This window comes from Sporosarcina sp. CAU 1771 (genome assembly GCF_054482775.1).
Genome location: NZ_JBTLRN010000004.1, coordinates 16,275 through 37,868, shown reverse-complemented (window position 1 = coordinate 37,868; position 21,594 = coordinate 16,275). Strand labels below are relative to the sequence as shown.

The 21,594-nt window shown below is 41.2% G+C and carries 26 protein-coding genes and 1 other annotated feature; all 26 genes read left to right on the top strand.

Features of this window, described 5'->3' with window-relative positions; genetic code table 11:
- Positions 1 to 140: 140 nt before the first annotated feature.
- The 26 genes from ACXYMX_RS05375 (at position 141) to ACXYMX_RS05250 (ending at position 21,569) form a co-directional block, all read left to right on the top strand.
- Entirely contained in the window at positions 141 to 605 is a 465-nt protein-coding gene (locus ACXYMX_RS05375; protein WP_459043215.1) for a prepilin-type N-terminal cleavage/methylation domain-containing protein, read from the top strand.
- Between the two features lie 133 nt (positions 606 to 738).
- The gene (gene pilM / locus ACXYMX_RS05370; protein ID WP_459043214.1) at positions 739 to 1,725 is read left to right on the top strand and encodes a type IV pilus biogenesis protein PilM; all 987 of its coding nucleotides are present in this window, start codon (positions 739 to 741) and stop codon (positions 1,723 to 1,725) included.
- Positions 1,715 to 2,311, top strand: coding sequence for a PilN domain-containing protein (locus tag ACXYMX_RS05365; protein WP_459043213.1), 597 nt, complete (start codon positions 1,715 to 1,717; stop codon positions 2,309 to 2,311). The genes pilM and ACXYMX_RS05365 overlap by 11 nt, the downstream gene beginning before the upstream one ends.
- A complete protein-coding gene (locus ACXYMX_RS05360) occupies positions 2,308 to 3,015 on the top strand; it encodes a hypothetical protein (protein ID WP_459043212.1) in 708 nt (235 codons plus the stop codon). The genes ACXYMX_RS05365 and ACXYMX_RS05360 overlap by 4 nt, the downstream gene beginning before the upstream one ends.
- A gap of 55 nt (positions 3,016 to 3,070) precedes the next feature.
- Positions 3,071 to 4,630, top strand: a complete 1,560-nt coding sequence (locus ACXYMX_RS05355) for a GGDEF domain-containing protein (protein WP_459043211.1) — start codon at positions 3,071 to 3,073, stop codon at positions 4,628 to 4,630.
- 45 nt (positions 4,631 to 4,675) lie between these two features.
- Complete coding sequence (locus tag ACXYMX_RS05350) at positions 4,676 to 5,431, top strand: prepilin peptidase (protein ID WP_459043210.1); 756 nt, start codon at positions 4,676 to 4,678, stop codon at positions 5,429 to 5,431.
- Positions 5,432 to 5,795: 364 nt separating this feature from the next.
- On the top strand, positions 5,796 to 6,446 hold the full coding sequence (locus ACXYMX_RS05345) for a hypothetical protein (RefSeq protein WP_459043209.1): 651 nt from the start codon (positions 5,796 to 5,798) through the stop codon (positions 6,444 to 6,446).
- Between the two features lie 94 nt (positions 6,447 to 6,540).
- Positions 6,541 to 7,155 (top strand): Maf family protein, encoded by a 615-nt coding sequence (locus ACXYMX_RS05340; protein ID WP_459043208.1) that lies wholly within the window; start codon positions 6,541 to 6,543, stop codon positions 7,153 to 7,155.
- Between the two features lie 13 nt (positions 7,156 to 7,168).
- Positions 7,169 to 7,843: a RadC family protein gene (gene radC, locus ACXYMX_RS05335; RefSeq protein WP_459043317.1), complete on the top strand. Its 675-nt coding sequence runs from the start codon at positions 7,169 to 7,171 to the stop codon at positions 7,841 to 7,843.
- 138 nt (positions 7,844 to 7,981) lie between these two features.
- A complete protein-coding gene (locus ACXYMX_RS05330) occupies positions 7,982 to 8,998 on the top strand; it encodes a rod shape-determining protein (RefSeq protein WP_459043207.1) in 1,017 nt (338 codons plus the stop codon).
- 21 nt (positions 8,999 to 9,019) lie between these two features.
- On the top strand, positions 9,020 to 9,913 hold the full coding sequence (gene mreC / locus ACXYMX_RS05325) for a rod shape-determining protein MreC (RefSeq protein WP_459043206.1): 894 nt from the start codon (positions 9,020 to 9,022) through the stop codon (positions 9,911 to 9,913).
- Positions 9,910 to 10,434, top strand: a complete 525-nt coding sequence (mreD, locus tag ACXYMX_RS05320; protein WP_459043205.1) for a rod shape-determining protein MreD — start codon at positions 9,910 to 9,912, stop codon at positions 10,432 to 10,434. The genes mreC and mreD overlap by 4 nt, the downstream gene beginning before the upstream one ends.
- Positions 10,435 to 10,459: 25 nt before the next feature.
- Positions 10,460 to 11,131 (top strand): septum site-determining protein MinC, encoded by a 672-nt coding sequence (minC, locus tag ACXYMX_RS05315; protein ID WP_459043204.1) that lies wholly within the window; start codon positions 10,460 to 10,462, stop codon positions 11,129 to 11,131.
- 1 nt (position 11,132) lies between these two features.
- Positions 11,133 to 11,930, top strand: coding sequence for a septum site-determining protein MinD (gene minD / locus ACXYMX_RS05310; RefSeq protein ID WP_459043203.1), 798 nt, complete (start codon positions 11,133 to 11,135; stop codon positions 11,928 to 11,930).
- A 427-nt stretch (positions 11,931 to 12,357) separates the two neighbouring features.
- A complete protein-coding gene (locus ACXYMX_RS05305) occupies positions 12,358 to 12,906 on the top strand; it encodes a hypothetical protein (RefSeq protein ID WP_459043202.1) in 549 nt (182 codons plus the stop codon).
- Complete coding sequence (locus tag ACXYMX_RS05300; protein WP_459043201.1) at positions 12,907 to 13,512, top strand: site-2 protease family protein; 606 nt, start codon at positions 12,907 to 12,909, stop codon at positions 13,510 to 13,512.
- Between the two features lie 49 nt (positions 13,513 to 13,561).
- Positions 13,562 to 13,635, top strand: a sequence feature (ribosomal protein L21 leader region).
- 12 nt (positions 13,636 to 13,647) lie between these two features.
- Entirely contained in the window at positions 13,648 to 13,956 is a 309-nt protein-coding gene (gene rplU, locus ACXYMX_RS05295; protein WP_459043200.1) for a 50S ribosomal protein L21, read from the top strand.
- Positions 13,957 to 13,963: 7 nt separating this feature from the next.
- A complete protein-coding gene (locus ACXYMX_RS05290; protein WP_459043199.1) occupies positions 13,964 to 14,293 on the top strand; it encodes a ribosomal-processing cysteine protease Prp in 330 nt (109 codons plus the stop codon).
- A 12-nt stretch (positions 14,294 to 14,305) separates the two neighbouring features.
- The gene (rpmA, locus tag ACXYMX_RS05285) at positions 14,306 to 14,596 is read left to right on the top strand and encodes a 50S ribosomal protein L27 (protein WP_459043198.1); all 291 of its coding nucleotides are present in this window, start codon (positions 14,306 to 14,308) and stop codon (positions 14,594 to 14,596) included.
- 248 nt (positions 14,597 to 14,844) lie between these two features.
- On the top strand, positions 14,845 to 15,363 hold the full coding sequence (locus ACXYMX_RS05280) for a Spo0B domain-containing protein (protein WP_459043197.1): 519 nt from the start codon (positions 14,845 to 14,847) through the stop codon (positions 15,361 to 15,363).
- Positions 15,364 to 15,374: 11 nt separating this feature from the next.
- Positions 15,375 to 16,664, top strand: a complete 1,290-nt coding sequence (gene obgE, locus ACXYMX_RS05275; RefSeq protein ID WP_459043196.1) for a GTPase ObgE — start codon at positions 15,375 to 15,377, stop codon at positions 16,662 to 16,664.
- A 34-nt stretch (positions 16,665 to 16,698) separates the two neighbouring features.
- On the top strand, positions 16,699 to 17,154 hold the full coding sequence (locus ACXYMX_RS05270; protein WP_459043195.1) for an ACT domain-containing protein: 456 nt from the start codon (positions 16,699 to 16,701) through the stop codon (positions 17,152 to 17,154).
- Between the two features lie 20 nt (positions 17,155 to 17,174).
- Positions 17,175 to 18,041, top strand: a complete 867-nt coding sequence (gene pheA / locus ACXYMX_RS05265) for a prephenate dehydratase (RefSeq protein ID WP_459043194.1) — start codon at positions 17,175 to 17,177, stop codon at positions 18,039 to 18,041.
- 864 nt (positions 18,042 to 18,905) lie between these two features.
- On the top strand, positions 18,906 to 19,955 hold the full coding sequence (locus tag ACXYMX_RS05260) for a LysM peptidoglycan-binding domain-containing protein (RefSeq protein ID WP_459043193.1): 1,050 nt from the start codon (positions 18,906 to 18,908) through the stop codon (positions 19,953 to 19,955).
- A gap of 7 nt (positions 19,956 to 19,962) precedes the next feature.
- Positions 19,963 to 20,832, top strand: coding sequence for a phosphotransferase (locus ACXYMX_RS05255; protein WP_459043192.1), 870 nt, complete (start codon positions 19,963 to 19,965; stop codon positions 20,830 to 20,832).
- 11 nt (positions 20,833 to 20,843) lie between these two features.
- Entirely contained in the window at positions 20,844 to 21,569 is a 726-nt protein-coding gene (locus ACXYMX_RS05250) for a YebC/PmpR family DNA-binding transcriptional regulator (protein ID WP_459043191.1), read from the top strand.
- Positions 21,570 to 21,594: the final 25 nt, after the last annotated feature.

Sequence of the window (21,594 nt, the reverse complement as noted above, 5' to 3'; positions counted from 1 at the left end):
GAGTCGTGTTTGATAAAGCGTCTTGCATCTTGTGAATATGGATGCATGATATACATATTGAAAGGGGGAGAACAAAACGCAATTAGACTAAATACAGTTTCAATGAAATACAAATAAAAAACAAAACAGGAGGAATACACATGTTGAAAAAATTCAAAAAACAAATGAAAAATGAAAAAGGATTAACGCTCATTGAGTTGCTCGCGGTTATTGTTATTTTGGCGATTATTGCGGCGATTGCAATTCCGGCGATTGGGGGTATTATTCAGAGTTCTAGAGAGAAGGCAGTAATTGCAGATGCTCAAAATGTGTTAGCTGCTGCGGATTTATATTTTCTGGAAAATACTCCTGTTTCAGCAGGAGATGAAATTGTTAAAACAAGTGCAGTAGAATCTAAATATAAACCTTATTTAGATTCTCCAGGTAAATTAACAAGTGCTACAGTAACTTATGTTGAAAACGCTGAAAATAAAATAGTATTTTCAGGAGTTGCTGGAAGTAAAACTGTTTCATCGACTGCAGGCGTGACTAAGACTGAACTTAGTGATAAAGATGTTCTTAAGAATGCAGAAGCAAATAAAGTAAAGGTTACTACACCTCAATAATTAAGAACGACAACTACAGCAGCCACCAACTGCTGTAGCCTCTCTTCTTTCGTTTTCAATCCCGAACAAACGACTCATCGTTTCTCGGGATGGCAAACGAAATAGAATTCGCATAGACAAAGGGGGTCATTCGATGTTCCGTAGAAAAAAGAGTCAGATTACTATGATTGAAATAAATGATTATTTAATTCGTGGACTTTCTATAACTGAAGGTGATTTGACGTCGGCTCGAATAAATGAATATCCACTGGCTCCAGGAAGTGTAGTTAATGGAGTTATTAAAGATGAGCTTGCCTTTTTTGATACGTTGAAAGAGGTTACGAAGTTGTGGAATATTGCGAAGCATGATGTCCGTTTTTTTGTGCCAGATCATTCGGTCATGTTGCGTTCTTTCCAACATCCCGTGGAAGTCACAACGAATTCATTAAAAGGCTTTGTTGAAATGGAACTCGGTCAGTCGATTCACTTACCTTTTGAGAATCCGCTTTTTGATGTGTATGATTATAAAGAAAATGACGGGGAAGCAGTTATCTTTGCTGCACCTGCTGAGGAAAGCGTGAAATTGATTCAACTGTTCGAAGATGTGGATATGAATCCAACGGTTTTAGACGTTCGTACTTTGTCTAATATTCGCTATCTATCGCATGCATCTCTGTTTTCATCGAATCGAACGTATCTGCTTGTAGATTGGTCGCTTCATGCGGTATTCATTACGATTTATTCAGATGGGAATGTGGATTTTCTCAGGTACCAACCATCTGAACGCACGGCAGGGACATGGAGCTATGAATCAGGGGACGATGGGGAAAGTAACTATACATATGATGGGGATCTAAATGAATACCGAAAAGTGATGAGTGAACAAATTTATGAAATTGAACGTATTTTAAACTTCTATCGTTTTTCATTGCATAAAGGTGAAAAGTCCGTAGATCACATTGTAATGCTTGGTGAAAACCCTGAAATGGCTTATTTTATCGAGCAAACGAAAGCAGTTATTGATTTACCATTAACTGTTATTGATAAAGCCTATGTGAATAAAAAGTATTCGCAATTTGAAGCGAAGCATGTTGCTTTACTTGGGTTAGCACTGAAAGGGGGCGCATCCAATGGTTCCTGAAATAAATTTACTTCCACGGAGTGAACGGAAAACAAGCAATCGAAAATGGGTTTTCCTTATTGCGGGCCCTATATTCCTTTTTTTACTGACGTTTCTCGCTATTCAGTATTTTAGTGTGACAAAAGATATTAAACACCTTCAAGCTGAGCAGCAAGCGTTGGAGTTGCAGAAAACGACGTTAACCGAACAACTGGAAGTGTTAGAGGTTCCAGAAGTATTAGACCTTGCGACTTCAGTTCGTTTTATTGAAAGTAAAACGTATGCCGTTTCTCCTTTACTCAAAGAAATTCATGACTTTACGTCAGCCGAGTCCTATTTAAGAGACTTCAATTTTGCTGAAACGGAAATTCAATTTGCTGTCGATATGGAAACAATTTCTGAAGTAGCTACATACGTTGGAGATTTAGATGGCAGTTCGTATTTTGCGGATATAAAAGTTGAAGACATTAGTACGTTTGACCCTGTTTCGAAAGAAGAAGAAGAAGAAGAAACGGTCGACGTGTTCACTGAAGTCGAACGCTTTGCGAACAATTTCACAGTCACAATTGATCCGACATATTTACTTACGGGAGGTGGCTTACGATGAAACAGTCCTCCAGTGACAATAAAACATTATTCCTCCTTGTTGGTATTCTCGTTTTTGTTCTACTAGGTGCATTTTATTATTATGTTATTTATCCGAAAAACGAAACGAAAAGAGCGACAGAACAGTCTGTTGAGCAGCTACAAGCCGAAACGAGTGCACTGGAGAAACAAGTTGCACAGCTAGGTGAGAAAGAAATTGTGCTGACAGATGATTTTGAGCTACGTAAAAAACTACCTAAAAGTCGTGAGTTGGACAATTTACTACGCACGGTCAATGAAGTCGAATTGATTAGTGAAGCGAAGATCGTTTCAATATCCTTTAACAATTACGATGAAGAAGTAGCTACGTCAGGGACGTTTGCGAATGAGGAAGAAGCTTCTGAAGAAGAAACCGCAACTGAAACCGATGAAGAGGTTGAGGAAAATACAGAAGTAGTCGACGAAAAACCAGTAACGCTTATAGACGTTGCAACATTACCTGAACAATTAAAACTAATAACGCTGAGCATTGATATGATGGTTTTGGATTATGACCAATTGCTCGTTTTCTTAGAAGAAATTGAATCGATTGAACGTGTTGTTCGAATTGATTCCGTTGATTTTGTACAAAGTGGAGAAGCGGAAATGATGCAAAAAGACCCGGATGAATTGATACCTGTTACCGTTCAATTAACAACATTTTACTCAGAAGATGTAGTCAAATAGTCGTCTAGTGGTCGGTTATCTTGTCATCTAGACGGCCCAGGAAGTAGGGCTTATTATGACACCATCACAACTATTCATCTACGTAATCGTTTATATGCTTCCAACCTTCTTTTTATTTGGGTTGGGTTGTATGGTAATTATTCAAAATCCAACACGACTAAAGAACCGACTTATAGCCTTGTTGGTTCTTTTGTTTGCAATGCTTTTCTTTATCGAATTCATTAGACATTTACTGCCGCTTTCTATGAGTCCGTTTATTATTAATATTTTCATTGGAAATATTGGTTTGATCATTATTGCGATTATCTGTCATTTGTATATCCATCTCACGCATTCGCATAAGCAAATTAAAATTCCTTTATATCCGTATATTTGTTATGCACCATTTGCACTAATCATTTTATCCATTACCCTAAATCATAACTACATTAACAATTCCGAATACGTCCAACTAGGGATTTGGTTTGCTCCAGTTTTTAATACGCAATATTATATAACAATGACAATTGCGAACCTTTTAATACTAGGACTCGCTATTATTTTATATATAGAATACAAGCGCACGTCCAAATTGAACATACGTAAATTACTCCGTTTTCTAACGATAGGAACTTTACTAGCGTTACTTATCAATATTATTTTTGGATATATTAACTTCGGTGAATATTTACCACCGCATTTTCATATTTTTCTAGGTTTTGTATTTTCTATATTTCTTGCAATCTCGGTAACGCGTTTTCAAATGCTACCTTCTGTTGCCAAAAGGTATCAAATTATGTTTGATTTAAGTCCAACTTCCATATCTGTTGTGAACGGGGAGTGGGAGATATTAGAACTCAATAAAAGTGCGGAGAAAGAATTAGGTTTTTTTAATCAGGAAACGACGAATTTACTTGATTTCGCAGTTACGGAGTCCAATAAAGAAGTGTTTGCTCAGTTAAAAATAGAGTTGCAAAAACAGCGGGTTCTGTATGACTACGCAATCGTTTTTGATGTATTGGAGTTGGATGAACTCTTTTATTATTCTGTCGATGCATCCCTCGTTACAATTGATGAAGAAGAAGTTTATTATATTATTTGGCGCAATGTGACCGAAGAATTGAAAAATGAACGTCTTGTCCAACATATGGCGTATCACGATGGACTGACGGAACTTCATAACCGTGCGTATTTTGTATCTGAAGTCAAAGAGCGAATGGTGACACTTTCCGAACAGCCGAATTACCAGGCTGCGATGGCGTTGATTGATTTGAATGGCTTCAAAGCAGTCAATGACACGTATGGGCATGCAATTGGTGACAAAGTGTTGCAACATACGGCATTTATTTTAAAGGATTCAATTCGAAAGAACGACACTGTGGCGAGACTTGGTGGCGATGAATTCATCGTATTCTTGGAAGACTTTCCAACAAGAGAATCAGTGGAGAATTGGATTTTACGACTTCGTGAATATTTTGAATCGCATCCATTTTTGGTAGAGGGTGTATCGATTGAAATAAAGCCAAGCATTGGCCTGGCTTATTATCCAATCGATGCGGAAAGTTTTGAAGATTTATTCCAGCTTGCAGATATGAAAATGTATGAGGATAAAGTGAAAACGAAACAAATGGGATAGAAGGTATAGGGTGCTAGTAACTGGCATACAGATGGGAGTCATTGCATGGAAATAGTAATAGCTGTGTTCTTTTTTCTATATGGAATCGTTTTCGGTTCATTTTTTAACGTCGTTGGCTTGCGGGTGCCAAAAAAAGAATCGATTGTATCGCCGCCGTCCCATTGTACGACTTGTAACCGAAATCTAGGCATACTCGATTTAATCCCGGTTTTTTCGTACTTATTTTTACGTGGTAAATGTAGGGGTTGTGGCTCCAAGATAAGTGTGGTTTATCCGGTTATGGAATTTGTGACGGGTGTTTTGTTTGTGCTTTCTTATTTAAGGCTAGGCATAAGTTGGGAACTTGTCGTAGCGCTTCTTTTTATGTCTCTTTTGGTCATTATTACGGTGTCCGACATTGCATATATGCTAATACCGAATAAGGTGCTCCTGCCGTTCGCTGTTGTGTTGTTTATCGTTCGATTGATTTCTCCACTCACACCTTGGTGGGATAGCTTACTCGGTGCGGTAGTAGGGTTTGGAATCCTGTATCTAATTGCTGTCCTATCGAAAGGTGGCATGGGTGGAGGAGACATTAAACTGTTTTTTGTTATTGGGCTTGTGTTGGGTACAGTGCACACACTTTTGACGTTGTTTCTAGCAGCACTTATTGGCACGATTATTGGTTTTATTATTTTAAAAAGGTCTGGGAAAGGTCGAAAAACACCGATTCCTTTTGGCCCATCCATTGCACTAGCTGCGGTCATTTCCTATTTCTGGGGTGCAGACATTGTCGCATGGTATGGAACTCTGTTCAGTTAAGTCGATAAATTTTTCAAGCAAGACGACAAGCGTCTTGCTTTTTTTCATTCTAATTCTGCTACGGTTAAATCAATCACGCCTCGGCGTGATTGTGTCTAGATTTTGAATTGAGCAAGGAAGGCAGTCTAAGTTCGCGACGTCCTGTCGCAACGACTGCATGACCTACTTCCTGTAGGCCCCAAAATCTATGACATCCGCCGGAGGCTTTGGGTCAACAGGATGTTGATCACTCAGACTTTGCCGCAGGACGCGGCGTTTTTAGTCTGAGTTCCACTATTCAGCTATTGATTAAGATTGCAGTTATCTCGCCATGTATGGAAGTGGGAGTATTGTACTGAATAAAATTAAAACGGGGTGGTCGAGAATGAAATTTGGTAAACGATATGCAAGATCAACAGTAATCATGGCTATGCTACACGGCGTCCTTATTGGGATTGCCGGCGTGGTAATTATAGGAATCATTCTAATTGGATCGGATGGAAAGAAGCCGAACGCAGAACCGAAGCCAGACGATGTGGAAATTCCAATTACAGGACCAGCGCCTGTTGACGTAGAAAAACCCGCTTTACCTGTAGGGAAATCGATCGAGTTTTTCGCGAGGCAGCATGGTGTTTTTTCGTCCTCTGAGTCCGCGCAAGCTTTTATGAATGAGGATCCTTCTTTAGCTTCTGCTGCTGTAGTGAAAGGGGCAGGCCAGTATTATGTATGGTCTTCGATTGGGACAACGGAAGAGGAAATCATGGACAGCGAATCTGAGGAAACGTTTCGGAAGCGACTCGTTGTCGATGCAGCTGCTTGTCAGACAGTTGGAGCTGCAAGTCTTCAAGAAGTGCTGTCGATGACAGATGTGTCCAAAATAAATATTTCGGATACGAAAAAAGAAGGCGAAGAACCATCGGAGTTTGATAAAAATATGACTGCTATCACTACGTTTACCAAGGATATGAGACTAGTTCGATTGCATCTTTTAGCGCATTATACGGTTGCGCAACCATGTGCCACTATTACGTTTTGACTATCAAATCGGGGGCAGTTTTAATTATTGCTTAATCAAGACAATTTTCGCCTTCTGAAATTTACGTTAAGATAGGGAGGAAGGGGGAATTGGTATGAAATTTACTACGCAACAAACGATTGTTCTTGCATCAGGTTCACCGCGCAGGAAAGAATTATTTAGTACACTTGGCGTGCCATTTGAAGTAGTTGTTAGTGATATGCCTGAGGACAAATTTACAAGTGATTTAAGTTTTATCGACTATGCGCAAAGTCTTGCGATTTCTAAAGCATCGGCTGTTGCAAAGAAGTATCCGGAAGCGGTCGTTATCGGCGCAGACACAATTGTTGTCTTTAAAGACAGAGTTTTTCCGAAGCCTAAAAACGAAGCCGAGGCAAAACGTTTCTTAAGGGAATTATCGGGTCGTACACATTCTGTTATTACGAGTGTAGCGGTACGTTCTGAGGGTGGAATGCACGTATTTTCGATTGAGACAAGCGTTACATTTTACACACTCGATGATGCTCTGATTGACGCGTATGTTGCTTCCGGGGATCCATTAGACAAAGCAGGAGTTTACGGCATTCAATCGGGAGGCGCACTGCTTGTTGAAGGAATTCAAGGGGACTATTACGCAGTGATGGGGCTTCCGCTTGCGGAATTAACAAGGCATTTGCGACATCTTGGGATTCTTTTGTTGGAAGGAGAGGGTCCGACAAGTGACGAGTGATCTCCAACATAAAATGATGATTCGAGATGTGCATATTGCGGACAGGCCACGAGAACGCCTCATTAGACAAGGTGCAAGCAGTTTATCGAATCAGGAACTGATTGCAATCTTACTTCGAACGGGGACTAGACAGGAATCTGTCCTAGTTCTCGCCAATCGAATTCTTTCTACGTTCGATAAAATACAAGATTTGAAAGATGCGACCATTGAGGAATTTATGACTGTGAAAGGTGTCGGTGAAGCAAAGGCCGTTCAATTACTCGCCGCCGCCGAAATTGGTAAACGCATTTATCAAAAACATTCTGAAGGTCGTTACACAATACGATCACCAGAAGATGCGGCTGCTTATTTAATGACAGATATGAGTTCTTTAAATCAAGAACATTTTGTAGTGTTGTTTCTCAATGTAAAAAATGAAGTACTTCATAAACAAACCATTTTTATTGGCTCCCTCAATTCATCAATCGTCCACCCACGCGACATTTTCCGCGAAGCCGTCAAACGTTCCGCCGCCTCACTCATTTGCGCACATAACCATCCCAGCGGCAATCCCGCACCATCACCAGAAGACATTGAAGTTACGAAAAGATTAATGGAAGCTGGGTCGGTCATGGGAATTGAAGTGATCGACCATGTAATTATTGGCAATCATAAATTCATAAGCCTGAAAGAAAAGGGATATATGTAGGTCAAATTGTCTGCTTATGTACTCATTTTAGGAAACGGTACATGTGACACTGTAATTTTCTTCTGTAATCCGCTATACTGTGTTGTATGCGTTGATGAACACCGTAATTAAGCGGTAAGGAAGAAAGGAAGAACACATTTGTTTGGATTTGGATCTAAAGATGTCGGGATTGACCTCGGCACAGCAAATACATTGGTTTTTATTAAAGGAAAAGGCATTGTTCTACGTGAACCTTCAGTAGTAGCAAAGAATACACATACAGGTGAAATTGTTGCAGTCGGTAGTGCTGCAAGAAATATGATTGGTCGTACACCAGGTTCGATTGTAGCAACACGCCCGATGAAAGACGGAGTGATTGCAGATTTTGAAATTACAACGGCAATGATTGAACACTATATGAAAGAAGCAATGAAAGCGTCTGGCGGCTCATGGAAGAAGCCTAACGTCATGATTTGCGTACCTTATGGCATTACTTCTGTCGAGCAACGTGCGGTAACAGACGCATCGAAACAAGCAGGAGCAAAAGAAGCATTTACGATTGAAGAGCCATTTGCAGCAGCAATCGGCGCTAATTTACCAGTTTGGGAACCTACTGGAAGTATGGTCGTCGATATAGGTGGCGGAACGACTGAAGTTGCAGTTATTTCACTAGGCGGAATCGTTACAAGCGAATCAATTCGTGTTGGTGGCGATACGATGGATGCAGCAATTACATCTTATATTCGTAAAACATATAATTTAACAATCGGTGAGCGTACTGCAGAAGCAATTAAAATTGAAATTGGCTCAGCAAAAGTAATTGGTACAGCTGAAAAGATGGAAATTCGTGGTCGTGACCTATTAACAGGTTTACCAAAAACACTTGAAATTACTTCTGAAGAAATTGCGGGTGCACTTCGCGAATCCATTGCACAAATTATTGATGGCGTTAAGAAAACACTCGAAACTACACCACCAGAATTATCTGCTGACGTAATGGAACGCGGAATCGTCCTTACAGGCGGCGGTGCATTATTGAATAATTTGGATAAAGTAATTTCAGATGAAACAAATATGCCGGTATTCATTGCAGACGATCCACTTGATTGTGTCGCAATTGGTACGGGAAAAGCTTTAGATAATTTCGAAATCATTAAAAAAATGCAGACTAGATAAGATTGAGGGAGGATAAGGGCAATGCCGCGATTTTTTTCAAATAAACGACTGATTTTACTGCTTGTGGGCGTCATCGTCCTCGTAGCTTTAATTTCATTCACCCTTAAAGAACGGCATACTGCCTCGCTTCCAGAACAAATTGTGAAGGACGTCGTCGGTTTCGGACAATCACTTGTTTCGAAGCCGGCGCATTACATAAAAGATGTTATTGGCAACGTCGAAGGGATACTGAATACATATGAAGAGAACAAAGTTTTAAAAGAACGTTTGACTGAATATGCATCGAGTCAGGCTGAGTTGCTAGATATTCGTTCTGAAAACGACCGATTACGTGATATAATAGGTAAAGAGCAAGATCTTCGATCATACGAACCAATCCATGCGACGGTTATTGCTAGAAACCCAGACCAATGGGAGAAAAGAATTATTATCGATAAAGGTGCAATTCACGGGATTGAGGTCAATATGGCGGTTTTAACGGCATATGGTTTAATCGGAAAAGTGGTACTCGTAACACCTTTTGGTTCTACGGTTGAGTTACTTTCAACAGAAAATCGAGAATTGCGCGTATCTGCAATGATTCTTGGTGAGAATTCAGCTTATGGGATGGTTGAAGGATATGATCGTACACGTGGCGAACTGATAATGAAGTTAGTCGATTCGACTTCTGAAGTGGAAATTGGTCAAAAGGTGAATTCCTCTGGACTAGGTGGGATTTTTCCGGAAGGACTTTACATTGGAGAAGTGACGGAAGTATCAACGGCTGACTACGGTTTGACGAAAGTTGCTAATATTCGTCCAGCCGCAAGCTTTTCATTGCTTGACCATGTGATTGTTGCAAAACGGAGTTCAACGTTAGTAGACGGGACCGATGGAAATGGGACGGAAACTATCGAGGGGGAGGATGGATCATGATCAGATCTATCATCCCTCTTATTGTAATCGTTTTATTCTTCCTAGAACCGATATTTAGTCTCTTTTCGCCGGTTGAGATAGCCGGTACACTATACACGCTCGTCCCTCGTTTTGTCATCGTTTTTCTAATATTTTTAGTCGCCTATTACAATAATAAAGCTGCAATCGTTTACGGAATCGTGATTGGGCTCTTGTATGATATGTTCTACATTGATATTATTGGATTATATGCGTTTCTTTATCCGTTAATTTGTTTGATTGCAGCGATGATTTTTCGGCGAGTGTACATTCATATTGCGACTGTGATGTTCCTATCATTAGTTCTTGTTGCTCTATTAGAAGTTCTATCCTATGGTTTTGCTAGTTTAATATCATTGACCACCATCGATACAGATGAGTTTATATCTGGTAGACTTATTCCAACGATGATTGCGAATTCATTATTTGTTGTAGTATTTGGTTGGTTTTTCAAAGTACTAATTTACAAACGTGTGCTGAAGCTAGAGAAAACGGCGGTGTAAGTGAATGGAATGCGGGGTGACGCCAATGACGAAGCAGCAAAATGTGATGATTAAAGGGACAAAAGATGGACTTGTCCTTCGGCTAAATGATAAATGCGCTTATTCAGATCTACTAGTTGAACTTCGCGAGAAAGTTGCGAAGGACGGCTTAGAAGGAATATCTGAAGTGCAAGTACATACCGGCAATCGTTTTTGTAGCGAGGAAGATTTGAAAGAAATAATGAATACAATTCACCAATCACCGAATCTACGAGTTTCAAAGATTCAGAGTGATGTTGTTTCGATGGAAGAATGCAACCGACGCGTTGTTGAAGGCCAATCAGAAACATTTGTAGGAATAGTTCGTTCAGGTCAGGTGATCAGAGCAAATGGGGATCTTGTCATAATTGGAGATGTAAATCCCAATGGGCGAGTCATTGCAGGTGGAAATATTTTTATTCTTGGCAGATTAAAAGGAATTGCCCATGCCGGAGCAAATGGGAATACAGAAGCTGTTATTGCTGCATCTTGGCTTGAAGCTACGCATTTGATGATCGCTGATAAAATAGAGTTGATGACGGATGAGCTGACGATATTATCGGAACACCCTGAAATGGAATGTGCTTATTTGCATACAAATGGTTTTATTGCAATTGATCGGTTGCAAGAGCTTCGGATTTTACGTCCGGAGTTGTCAGCATTCAAAGGAGGAAGCTAATGTGGGAGAAGCAATTGTAATAACATCTGGAAAAGGTGGGGTTGGTAAAACAACAACAACCGCAAATCTTGGAACTGCATTGGCCCTTCAAGGTAAGAAGGTATGTCTTGTAGATACAGATATAGGTTTACGTAATCTCGACGTTATATTGGGCCTTGAAAACCGTATCATCTATGATCTTGTTGATGTAATCGAAGGTAGATGTAAAGTCCATCAGGCACTCGTAAAAGATAAACGTTTTGAAGATCGCCTATTTTTATTGCCAGCGGCGCAGACGACCGACAAAAACGCAATCAATGGCGAACAGATGAAAACGCTTATTACGGATTTAAAGCGAGACTATGATTATGTATTAATAGATTGCCCTGCTGGAATTGAACAAGGATTTAAAAATGCGGTTGCTGGAGCCGACCGTGGTATTGTTGTGACAACGCCAGAAATCTCGGCAGTTCGCGATGCAGATCGAATTATCGGCTTGCTTGAGCAAGAGGATATTGAACCGCCTAAATTGATTATTAACCGTATTCGACGTCGCCTCGCTAATTCAGGCGATGCACTTGATATCAACGAAATTACTTCGCATTTATCTATTGATTTATTAGGAATTGTTCTTGATGATGAAAACGTAATTTCTTCATCGAATAAAGGTGAGCCAGTGGTAATGGATCCAACAAACCCGGCTGCTATCGGTTACCGAAACATTTCTCGTAGAATTCTTGGGGAGTCTGTCCCGCTTATGTCGTTAGACGTAGGAAAGCCTGGATTCTTCGCTAAAATAAAATCCGTCTTTGCTAAATAACAACTTTGAAACTCCTGAAGCGTAAATTCAGCGCTTTCAGGGGTTTTTTATTTTGGCTATGTTACATAATAATATTGTTGATTTCCATTACTGGCCCGAAGTCGCCGTCTTCCACTTCAATTAACTAGGTGTGTACAAAAATCTCTTGTTCCACTAACCTTGAATCCCAACAGTCCAGCGAAGAAGCGACAAGTGTGAGCCGAAGTAGGAAGACCGACAGTGAACTTCTGACGGTCTTCCTACGGGAGGCCATCACCAAGCGCCGAAGCGATATTTTCACACCTTCTCCATTATTAAGAGAGTTCATTTACAAGTTAATATTCAACAAAATTGCAAATGAAGACTTTTGGTTTAAACCACGAATACTTTGTCTATACTAATTCTCTCTCATCCTACATATACTAAAAAAAACGGGTGGTGGAGCTGGGTGAAATGGCGGACGAAGTGGATTGTGGCAGTAATTTTAACACTACTAGTAATCGGTGTCGCAAAATTAGAGTCGATGGGTGTAATTGACAAGCCAGTTACACAGTTTGTATCAACTGGAGAAGACTTTTTAGTGATGAAAAAGTGGGTTGCTTCGTTAATGGAAGACCCTGAAGCGCAAAAAATAATGGTAACGGCTGGCCAAGAAGATGCCGTTCTTTCTGGTTATGAAACGATGCAACCTTACCAGGACGGTGTTTTAATTTCGTATACAAATCCTTTAGCAATCAATGCACAAGGGAATGGACTCATCATTTTTACCGGGTATACAAGTTTAACAGGCAAGACGGTAACGGTGCTTTATGACAATGGAGATGAGGTAACCTACGGATTTGTTGGAATGTTTTCCAAGTTGCCGTATACAACTGTCAAAAAAGGGGACACGCTCGCTTTAATGGACGAAAACGCTATTTTTCTAATGGTCAAACAAGATGGTGTTAAATTGGATTCGTCTATGTTGCCGGCATATCTTTCTGGAACGGTGGAATAAATGAAGTTTCGTTTGCATCCCGTCCTGATTCCTGTGTTTTTATATTTAATGGTTACGGGTGGGTTCTCCGTATATGCTCTAATCTTCGTTTCGCTACTCCTTCATGAAGCGGGTCACCTCATCGCTGCAAAAGCGACAGGCATGCGGGTGAGGTCATGCACCATTATGCCATACGGAGGCGAATTGGTTATTCCGGGACGTCTCCTTGCACCCAAAAAAGATCGTTTGATTGTCGCGCTTGGAGGACCCTTAGCGACACTTTTACTGCTCGTACTCGGACTTCTTATTTCATTTCCTGGAGACGATGTATTTATCCGCATTCAAGTGGCGCTCTTACTCCTGAATTGTTTACCTATCCTGCCTCTTGACGGTGGACAGGCATTGGTGGCGTTACTTGAAACAAAGGGGAAAGAGCACGACACTCGTTTTGCTATGCTTTTCTATTCAATGCTGGTTCTCTCAACCTCTTTTATTGTATTAGCCTTCCAACTTCCGAAAACAATCCCCTATGCATTGCTAGCGCTTTTCCTGCTCATTCAAAATATCGCAGCGTATCGATTCAGAAAGTATGAAAAAGCGTTCCTTGATTTGAAAAGAATCAGTTGACGGAGTTAAATATATATGGTAATATTCAAATGTTATTGTTTGTAGCGCACCTGTGCTACAACCGCACTGAAAAGGTTTAAGTATCCACTTGGATCACCTTTTAAGGCGAGTCTGAGTTTATGAGGAGGTGCAAGTATGTACGCAATTATTGAAACTGGTGGAAAACAAATTAAAGTTGAAAAAGGCCAGGAAGTTTATATCGAAAAACTAGCAAATGAAGTTGATGAGGTTGTCACTTTCGACAAAGTGCTATTCGTAGGTGGAGACGACGTAAAAGTAGGCGCTCCATTCGTGGAAGGTGCTACTGTAACAGCGAAAGTTGTTCAGCAGGGCCGTGCTAAAAAAATTACGGTTTACAAGTATAAACGCAGAAAGAATTACCACAGAAAACTAGGTCATCGTCAGCCATTTACTAAAGTCGTTATCGACGGCATTAGTCTGTAAGGTCGACATGATAAAAATTAGTGTGATTAAAGAACCTTCAGGCCGCATCCATTCATTTGAGATGTCGGGTCATGCAAATTCTGCAGAACATGGGAAAGACTTAGTATGTGCGGGTGCATCGGCGGTATCTTTTGGTGCAGTCAATGCAATTATCTCACTTACAGGGAAGACACCCAACATCCAACAAGGATCAGACGGTGGATACTTAAAGGTCACCTTTCCAAAATCTAAAGATGACGATCACGATACACAGTTGATTGTACAAGCAATGATTGTTTCTTTACAGACGATTGAACAAGATTATGGGCAATATATAAAAATCATCTTCAAAAAGTAGGAGGTGGCACATATGCTACGTTTGGATCTCCAGTTTTTCGCATCGAAAAAGGGAGTTGGATCGACTCGAAATGGTCGTGACTCACACTCAAAACGTCTTGGCGCAAAACGTTCTGATGGACAATTTGTTTCAGGCGGATCAATCCTTTACCGTCAACGCGGAACGAAAATTCACCCAGGTGAAAACGTTGGTCGTGGAAGCGATGATACACTTTATGCGAAAATCGATGGCGTCGTGCGCTTTGAGCGTCTCGGCCGTAATAGAAAGAAAGTCAGCGTTTACACTGAAGTTAAAGAAGCGTAAACATAGACAAGGCGGACTGCATGTTAAGTGCAGCCCGCTTTTTTAATTGATTCATCTCACTTTCCGGATACTAGTCACTTAGATTTTTGTTTAGCGTAAAAAGTACTAAAAATGCTATACTGTATTTATCTTCGTTTGGCAGGTGTTTAAACGCCTGCCAAACGAAGATAAAAAGTTCACCACTACACACGGTAGCGGTTGTATGGCCAACTTTTTCTGATCTAAGGTAAAAAGGTAGGGTGAATCGATTGATAAAACGAGAGTTGAAAGTACTTGAAGCATTGAAATTTTCGCACCATGATTATTTAAACGATTTGCAACTTATATTAATGTATATCGATCTTGGAGAACCGTCTAAAGCAAAAGAGACAATTCAACGGACGACCTATAAAATGGGGCAGTTGTCCAAGCTAAGCCAATTAGGTTTACCTGCAACAGAACAATGGATTGCTACGTTCAGTTGGGTGTATTCTACCTTTGAAACGACCGTCTTATGTACAGTAAGTTCTGGAAATCGAAAAGCGGATGACCGAATACTGGCATGCTATCTAGATGCTGTATTTAGCGATTTAGAAGATAGTATTGATCCGCTAACTGAATATGAAGCGCATTTTGAAGTGTTTGGTTCGCAAAATGAATGGTGCATAGAGATAACGATTAACGGTGGATTGAACGGTAGAAAGCAATTGCCTGAAGCAGACGTTAATTTTATCGTAGAAGAAACGATTTTGGAGAATAAATGGAAGCTCACGATACGTGGAAATTAGGAGGAAAATAAATGTTTGTCGATCATGTAAAGATTTTTGTTAAAGGTGGAGACGGTGGAGACGGGATGGTTGCGTTTCGTCGAGAGAAGTATATCGCATATGGCGGTCCAGCTGGTGGAGATGGTGGTAAAGGTGCGGATGTCGTATTTAAAGTAGATGAAGGCCTTCGTACACTAATGGATTTTCGTTACCAACGTCATTTTAAAGCACCCCGCGGGGAACATGGATTAAGTAAAAACATGCATGGAAAAAACGCGCCGGATATGGTTGTTAGTGTGCCACCGGGTACGGTAGTTACAGATGCACTAGACGGTCATATCATTGCCGATCTAGTTGAGCATGGTCAAACTGCCATCATCGCAAAAGCAGGACGTGGAGGGCGTGGAAATAGCCGCTTCGTTACTCCTCAAAACCCAGCTCCTGAATTATCAGAAATGGGCGAACCTGGTGTTGAGCGCGAAGTCATTCTTGAATTGAAAGTTCTAGCAGATGCGGGTCTTGTCGGATTCCCAAGCGTTGGAAAATCGACGTTACTATCTGTTGTTTCTGCAGCAAAACCTAAAATTGCGGACTATCACTTCACGACGCTTGTTCCAAATCTCGGTATGGTAGAGATTGAAGATGGTCGCGGATTTGCACTTGCAGACCTTCCAGGGCTCATTGAAGGTGCTCATGAAGGAATTGGGCTCGGTCATCAGTTCTTGCGTCATATCGAGCGTACACGCGTTATTATCCACGTAATTGATATGTCTGGGATGGAAGGGCGCGATCCTTACGAAGACTATTTAACAATCAATCAAGAATTAGAGCAATACAACTTACGATTAATGGAACGTCCACAAATTATTGTTGCGAATAAGATGGACATGCCTGAAGCTGAAGAAAACCTTGAAATTTTCAAAGAGAAATTAGCGGATGAGAATGCACTTATTTTCCCAATCTCGGCCCTAACAAGACAAGGTCTTGATAAGCTTCTATTCGCAGTAGCAGATTTACTCGAAGTTACTTCTGAATTCCCTCTAAATACTGTTGAATTGGATGAACAAAATTCAGTTCTCTACAAATATGATGGAGACGACGTCGACTTTAAGATTAGCCGTGATGATGATGGCGCGTTTATGTTAACGGGTTATACAATTGAGCGTCTGTTTAAAATGACAGATTTCAACTTTGATGATTCTGTTCGTAAATTCTCTCGTCAAATGCGTGGAATGGGCATTGATGATGCTCTTCGTGAACGCGGTGCAAAAGATGGAGATACAGTTCGTCTACTAGGATTCGAATTTGAATTCCTCGAATAATAAATAGATATGTCTGTGGTAAGGGGGAGTTTTCATGAAACAATTAGGGGAAGGTCGTTTTTATCTCGTTCGAGAAGACGTTCTTACTGAATCAATGCAAAAGACCTTAGAAGCCAAGCAGTTATTGGCAAGCGGCGAGGAAATGACGATTCAAGAAGCTGCGAAACGAGTCGGATTGTCTCGCAGTGCTTTTTATAAATATCGTGATTCTGTCTTCCCCTTTGAGTCCATTGCTCGCGAGCGAATTCTTACGATTTTCATTCAACTTGAAGATCGGAAAGGGTCGCTTGCGACATTACTCAGAATCGTCTCGGAAGCAAAGTGTAACGTGTTGACGATTCATCAAACCATTCCAGTCCAAGCGAGAGCGAATATTACGTTATCCCTTGATGTGACGGAAATGCCAATAAAAATGGAGGCATTTCTACAAAGGCTAAAATCACCTGACTTTGTGGATTCGGTTTCTCTTATCAGTTCCGGAGCGCTCTAATATAAAAGGGGGATTCATCGTTGAAAGACAAAAAATATACACCGACCGTTGCCTATTTAGGACCTGAAGCAACTTTTACGCACATTGCGACGGATTTAATATTTGGTTCAGAGGGCTTGTTGCCAAAGCCTACAATTCCAGATTGCATCGAAGCAGTAACGGCAGGTCATGTAGCATACGCCGTTATACCGATTGAAAATGCACTTGAAGGTTCGGTTCCACTCACCATCGATTATATGTTTCAAGAAAAAAATCTGTTCATCAATGCCGAAGTTTCCATACCGATCGATCAGCACTTAATGGTGAATAAAAAGCAAAAGGATTTTATCGATGAAATTGAGTCCGTTCACTCTCATCCGCATGCGTTAGCGCAATGTCATAAGTATTTAATGTACCGTTTTAGAAGAGTTCCGCTTAAGCAAACAACTTCGACTGCGGCGGCTGCAAAGTATATTTCAGAAAATCCCGATGAAAAGATTGCGGCGATTGGAAATTTGCTTGCTGCTGAAAAATACGATTTACATATTGCTGAAGAAAAAATTCATGATTTTCATTATAACCATACACGGTTTGTCGTTCTTTCCCTTCGAAAAGGTGATTTGGAAAAAGAAGGTCACTCAACCGAACGGAAGACAAAGCTAATGGTTAAATTACCAGAAGACGACCGCTCAGGTGTGCTTCATCAAGTTCTCTCTGTTTTTGCATGGCGCAGGCTCAATTTAAGTAAAATTGAATCACGGCCACTGAAAACTGGATTAGGGAATTACTATTTCATCATAGATGTGAAGGAATCGGAAGAGCATCCAATGATGAAAGGTGCAATGGAAGAGCTAGCGGCGTTAAATTGTAAAGTTCGCTCGTTTGGAAGCTATTATACATACGAATAAAAGTCGTTCCGTCCTTTTTTGAGGATGGAGCGATTTTTTTGTTGGCAATTTTTGCGTTGTTCTCGTAACGCTTAGGTTTGCTCCCGTAACGCTAAGGTTTATTCCCGCAACGAGTAAGTTATTCCCGTATCGACTCAAGTTGCTCCCGCAACGACTCACTTTGCTCCCACAACGCAAAATTTCACCACTTTCGAACGAATAGGCTATGTCAAATAACTCTGTTGATAGTAGATCAAGAATTTTTACACTTATCGTCGAGTGGAGGGTTTGAAAATGTCGCTGCGTCGCTCGGTGATGGCCTCCCGTAGTAAGCTCGTCAGAAAACCGCTGTCGATCTTACTACTTCGGCTCACACTTGTCGCTTCTGCGCTGGACAATTTGAATTCCAGGCTGTTGGTTTTTATATAGTGGAACAAAAAACTATAGCACACTCCTAGTTGATTGAAGTGAAAGACGGCGACTCCGGGAGGACAGCGGGTCAGGTGAAACAACAGCGGGTTGGTCCACCGCATGCCCTCCGGAATGCGTCAGGGAAAGATCGAACTTTATCTTTCCGCACTTCAGGGAAAGATTGCACTTCATCTTTCCGCTTTTCGGGTCTGAAACGGAAATCAACGTGATAGATACGCTTACTCGAGTACTATTGTGTAATAAGTTTTATCAACATTATTATTTAACATAGCTAACGAATAAAAAATAACCTTATCCTTATTTCATCCAACTAAAGATAATACGCGTCTTTTTTATTCATAAATGGGCGTTGACCACATATAAATGGTAAGAGGGAATGGCTCGTTGTCATATAGGGTCACAAGGGCGGGTGTCCGCTCATACGATGAAATGATGGAAGGGGGAAAAAGTTAAGTGAAAGTTCATATTGTGGTTAGAGGGGATACATTGTGGAAGATTTCGAGGCAATACGGGATCCCTTTTGAAGAGTTGAAAAGAGTAAACGCGCACCTTGCTAATCCGGATTATATCGTGCCAGGCATGAAGATCTTTTTACCGGCTATGCATCATGGAGGAAAAGAACCAAGTAAAGGTGGGGTGCAGGCGAAACCGCAGGCAAAGCCACCGGTGAAAACAACTGCGCCGACTAAAGGAGAACAAAAACCGAAACCACCCGTTTCAAAGCCTGTTCATTCAACACCACCGCCAGTTGTTTCGAAGCCGACTCCACCGGCGCAACCAATACCCGTTCGACCAGTACCACAAGCTCAGCCAACTCCACCGGCGCAACCGATACCAGTTCCGCCTATTCCACATGCTCAGCCAAGGCCAGCTCCACCAGTGCCACAAGCTCAGCCAATGCCACCGACACCACAACAGATGCCAATGCAACCTTGCGTTCATCCGATTTTTGCCGTTCCGTGTGGCTGGATGCCTATTTACGATGCAGACTGCTATCCATTCATGCATCCTGGACAAATGCAACATGTGCCAATGCCAGCCGCACCGCCACCAGTTCAAGCACCAATGCAACGTCCACCAATGAGGGCGGAAGAAAGTCCTGGACCTGTGTCAATGCCTGAACGAGAAAAAGGTTCCGTGCCATATGGTTGGAAAATACTTGAGTCTCCTGAGATGGATTTTGATGAATCTCCTTTATTTACGGTGCCACGACCTCAGATTGATCAGGAATCTCCAAAAGTGATGGAATCAACGAATCCTATGCAACAACCACAGGTCCAACCGTACGCGGGAATGTGTCATATGTGTGGATGTAGTCCGTGTAGATGTATGCAGGCACCACCGAATGGATATGGAGGCTATCAAGCAATGCCGACGCACTCACAACTGCCGAGCCATGTTCAGATGCATTTTTGTAACGCCTGTCACCAGCCCGTTCAACAAATGCCTTTCCATATGATGCCATATTCACAGCAGGGACAAAACTGGCCAGGAAGCTACTGAGTAGTCTATGGAGACAGAAGGAAAATTAGAGAAGATTAAAGATAACGTCTGGAAGCTGGAGAAAGAAGATGCCCATTTTTCGGTAAAACAGTATCAATCTTCCTCTGTTGCAGTCAAGGTGAGGCATGTTCATGATGTACTTGAATCGATTTCCTTTCCGTATATTGTACCGGTACTGCCTTCCGTGGACAGTTTAGTGTTCGTTCAACCTTGGCTTGATAAAGTAAGACCCGTTAATTTTAAGAAGAGAGCAGACCGAACAGACTCATTATCCGCATTGAATGAGCTTCATAATACGATGCAACAAGTCGATTGGTCCGCTTCGGTATATTTGCATCCTTATCCCCTTCTTGAGAAATGGCAAGATCGAATCATTCGGTTTCGCGAAATTAAAGATGCTTGTGCAACGTACATTGGTAGAAAACAAGTTGAAGAGATTTTGTTTTATGCCGCAAATGCTCTGAGTATTGTCAAAAAAACATATAAAGACAATCTGAATGGAACTTTGCTTCACGGGGATGTGGTACATCACAACATCCTTCGGGATCAAGATGGCATGATCCGGTTCATCGATTTTGATTTGGCAAGTACGGGTCCTGCAGGAACGGAAATTGCGTTATGGATTCACCGGGTACTTCCACAAATTGATTACGACATCCAATTTTTATTGAATGAACAGCCATCTTTAAAAAATCTGGACAGTTCTTCTTTATCACTGCTTTTATTTCCAAATGAATTGCTTCGGGAATGGCTGCACTTTTTTTCATTACCTATATCAAGCAGAGATAAACAAGTAAAAAATTTGATCCCTTTTACAGAATCCGCACTCTCACATTGGCCCGAATTATGGTATAATGTTGAGCGGATGAAAAATTAGGGGGTTACATGATGGCGGGACATTCGAAGTGGAATAATATAAAAAACCGTAAAGGTGCTCAAGATGCTAAGCGCGGAAAAGTATTTCAAAAAATGTCTAAAGAAATTTTCGTGGCAGCAAAAGCGGGTGGACCAGATCCAGATATGAATCCAGCACTTCGTCTTGCTGTTGAAAAAGCAAAAAGCGTCAACGTGCCAAACGATATTATAAAACGTGCAATTGACAAAACGACAGGTGCAGGTTCTGAAGAGAATTACGATGAAGTCATCTATGAAGGATACGGCCCTGGTGGAGTTGCGGTTTTAGTGTTTTGCTTAACGGAAAACCGAAATCGAACAGCACCGAACGTCCGACTGGCTTTTAGTAAGAATGGCGGGAACCTCGGTGAAACGGGTTCTGTTGGCTATATGTTTGATCGTAAAGGTCGTATGTTTATTGAACGTACGGAAGAAACCGACGAAGATATGGTCATGATGGCCGCACTTGAGGCAGGCGCAGAGGATATAGAGTCCACTGATGATGGATTTGAAATTATTACAACTCCGTCTGACTTTTTAACGGTAAAGGAATCTCTAGAAGCTGAAGGAATTGAATTTATTTCAGCGGAGATTGAAATGGTTCCATCAATGCATACGGCTATCGCCGACGAAAACGAAGAGAAATTCGAAAAAATGCTTGAAATGCTTGAAGATGATGACGACGTGCAAGACGTGTATCATAATGCGAGTGAGGAGTGACCGCTAATTAGGCGGTCATTTTCTT

Excerpts from the sequence above, each read along its gene's own strand:
- ACXYMX_RS05345 (WP_459043209.1), top strand. The coding sequence starts at position 5,796 with ATGAAATTTGGTAAACGATATGCAAGATCAACAGTAATCATGGCTATG.
- minC (WP_459043204.1), top strand. The coding sequence starts at position 10,460 with ATGACGAAGCAGCAAAATGTGATGATTAAAGGGACAAAAGATGGACTT.
- mreD (WP_459043205.1), top strand. The coding sequence starts at position 9,910 with ATGATCAGATCTATCATCCCTCTTATTGTAATCGTTTTATTCTTCCTA.
- pilM (WP_459043214.1), top strand. The coding sequence starts at position 739 with ATGTTCCGTAGAAAAAAGAGTCAGATTACTATGATTGAAATAAATGAT.
- obgE (WP_459043196.1), top strand. The coding sequence starts at position 15,375 with ATGTTTGTCGATCATGTAAAGATTTTTGTTAAAGGTGGAGACGGTGGA.
- ACXYMX_RS05365 (WP_459043213.1), top strand. The coding sequence starts at position 1,715 with ATGGTTCCTGAAATAAATTTACTTCCACGGAGTGAACGGAAAACAAGC.
- ACXYMX_RS05340 (WP_459043208.1), top strand. The coding sequence starts at position 6,541 with ATGAAATTTACTACGCAACAAACGATTGTTCTTGCATCAGGTTCACCG.
- rplU (WP_459043200.1), top strand. The coding sequence starts at position 13,648 with ATGTACGCAATTATTGAAACTGGTGGAAAACAAATTAAAGTTGAAAAA.
- ACXYMX_RS05270 (WP_459043195.1), top strand. The coding sequence starts at position 16,699 with ATGAAACAATTAGGGGAAGGTCGTTTTTATCTCGTTCGAGAAGACGTT.
- ACXYMX_RS05255 (WP_459043192.1), top strand. The coding sequence starts at position 19,963 with ATGGAGACAGAAGGAAAATTAGAGAAGATTAAAGATAACGTCTGGAAG.
- ACXYMX_RS05360 (WP_459043212.1), top strand. The coding sequence starts at position 2,308 with ATGAAACAGTCCTCCAGTGACAATAAAACATTATTCCTCCTTGTTGGT.
- ACXYMX_RS05375 (WP_459043215.1), top strand. The coding sequence starts at position 141 with ATGTTGAAAAAATTCAAAAAACAAATGAAAAATGAAAAAGGATTAACG.
- ACXYMX_RS05300 (WP_459043201.1), top strand. The coding sequence starts at position 12,907 with ATGAAGTTTCGTTTGCATCCCGTCCTGATTCCTGTGTTTTTATATTTA.
- ACXYMX_RS05350 (WP_459043210.1), top strand. The coding sequence starts at position 4,676 with ATGGAAATAGTAATAGCTGTGTTCTTTTTTCTATATGGAATCGTTTTC.
- radC (WP_459043317.1), top strand. The coding sequence starts at position 7,169 with ATGATGATTCGAGATGTGCATATTGCGGACAGGCCACGAGAACGCCTC.
- ACXYMX_RS05355 (WP_459043211.1), top strand. The coding sequence starts at position 3,071 with ATGACACCATCACAACTATTCATCTACGTAATCGTTTATATGCTTCCA.
- ACXYMX_RS05250 (WP_459043191.1), top strand. The coding sequence starts at position 20,844 with ATGGCGGGACATTCGAAGTGGAATAATATAAAAAACCGTAAAGGTGCT.
- rpmA (WP_459043198.1), top strand. The coding sequence starts at position 14,306 with ATGCTACGTTTGGATCTCCAGTTTTTCGCATCGAAAAAGGGAGTTGGA.
- ACXYMX_RS05290 (WP_459043199.1), top strand. The coding sequence starts at position 13,964 with ATGATAAAAATTAGTGTGATTAAAGAACCTTCAGGCCGCATCCATTCA.
- mreC (WP_459043206.1), top strand. The coding sequence starts at position 9,020 with ATGCCGCGATTTTTTTCAAATAAACGACTGATTTTACTGCTTGTGGGC.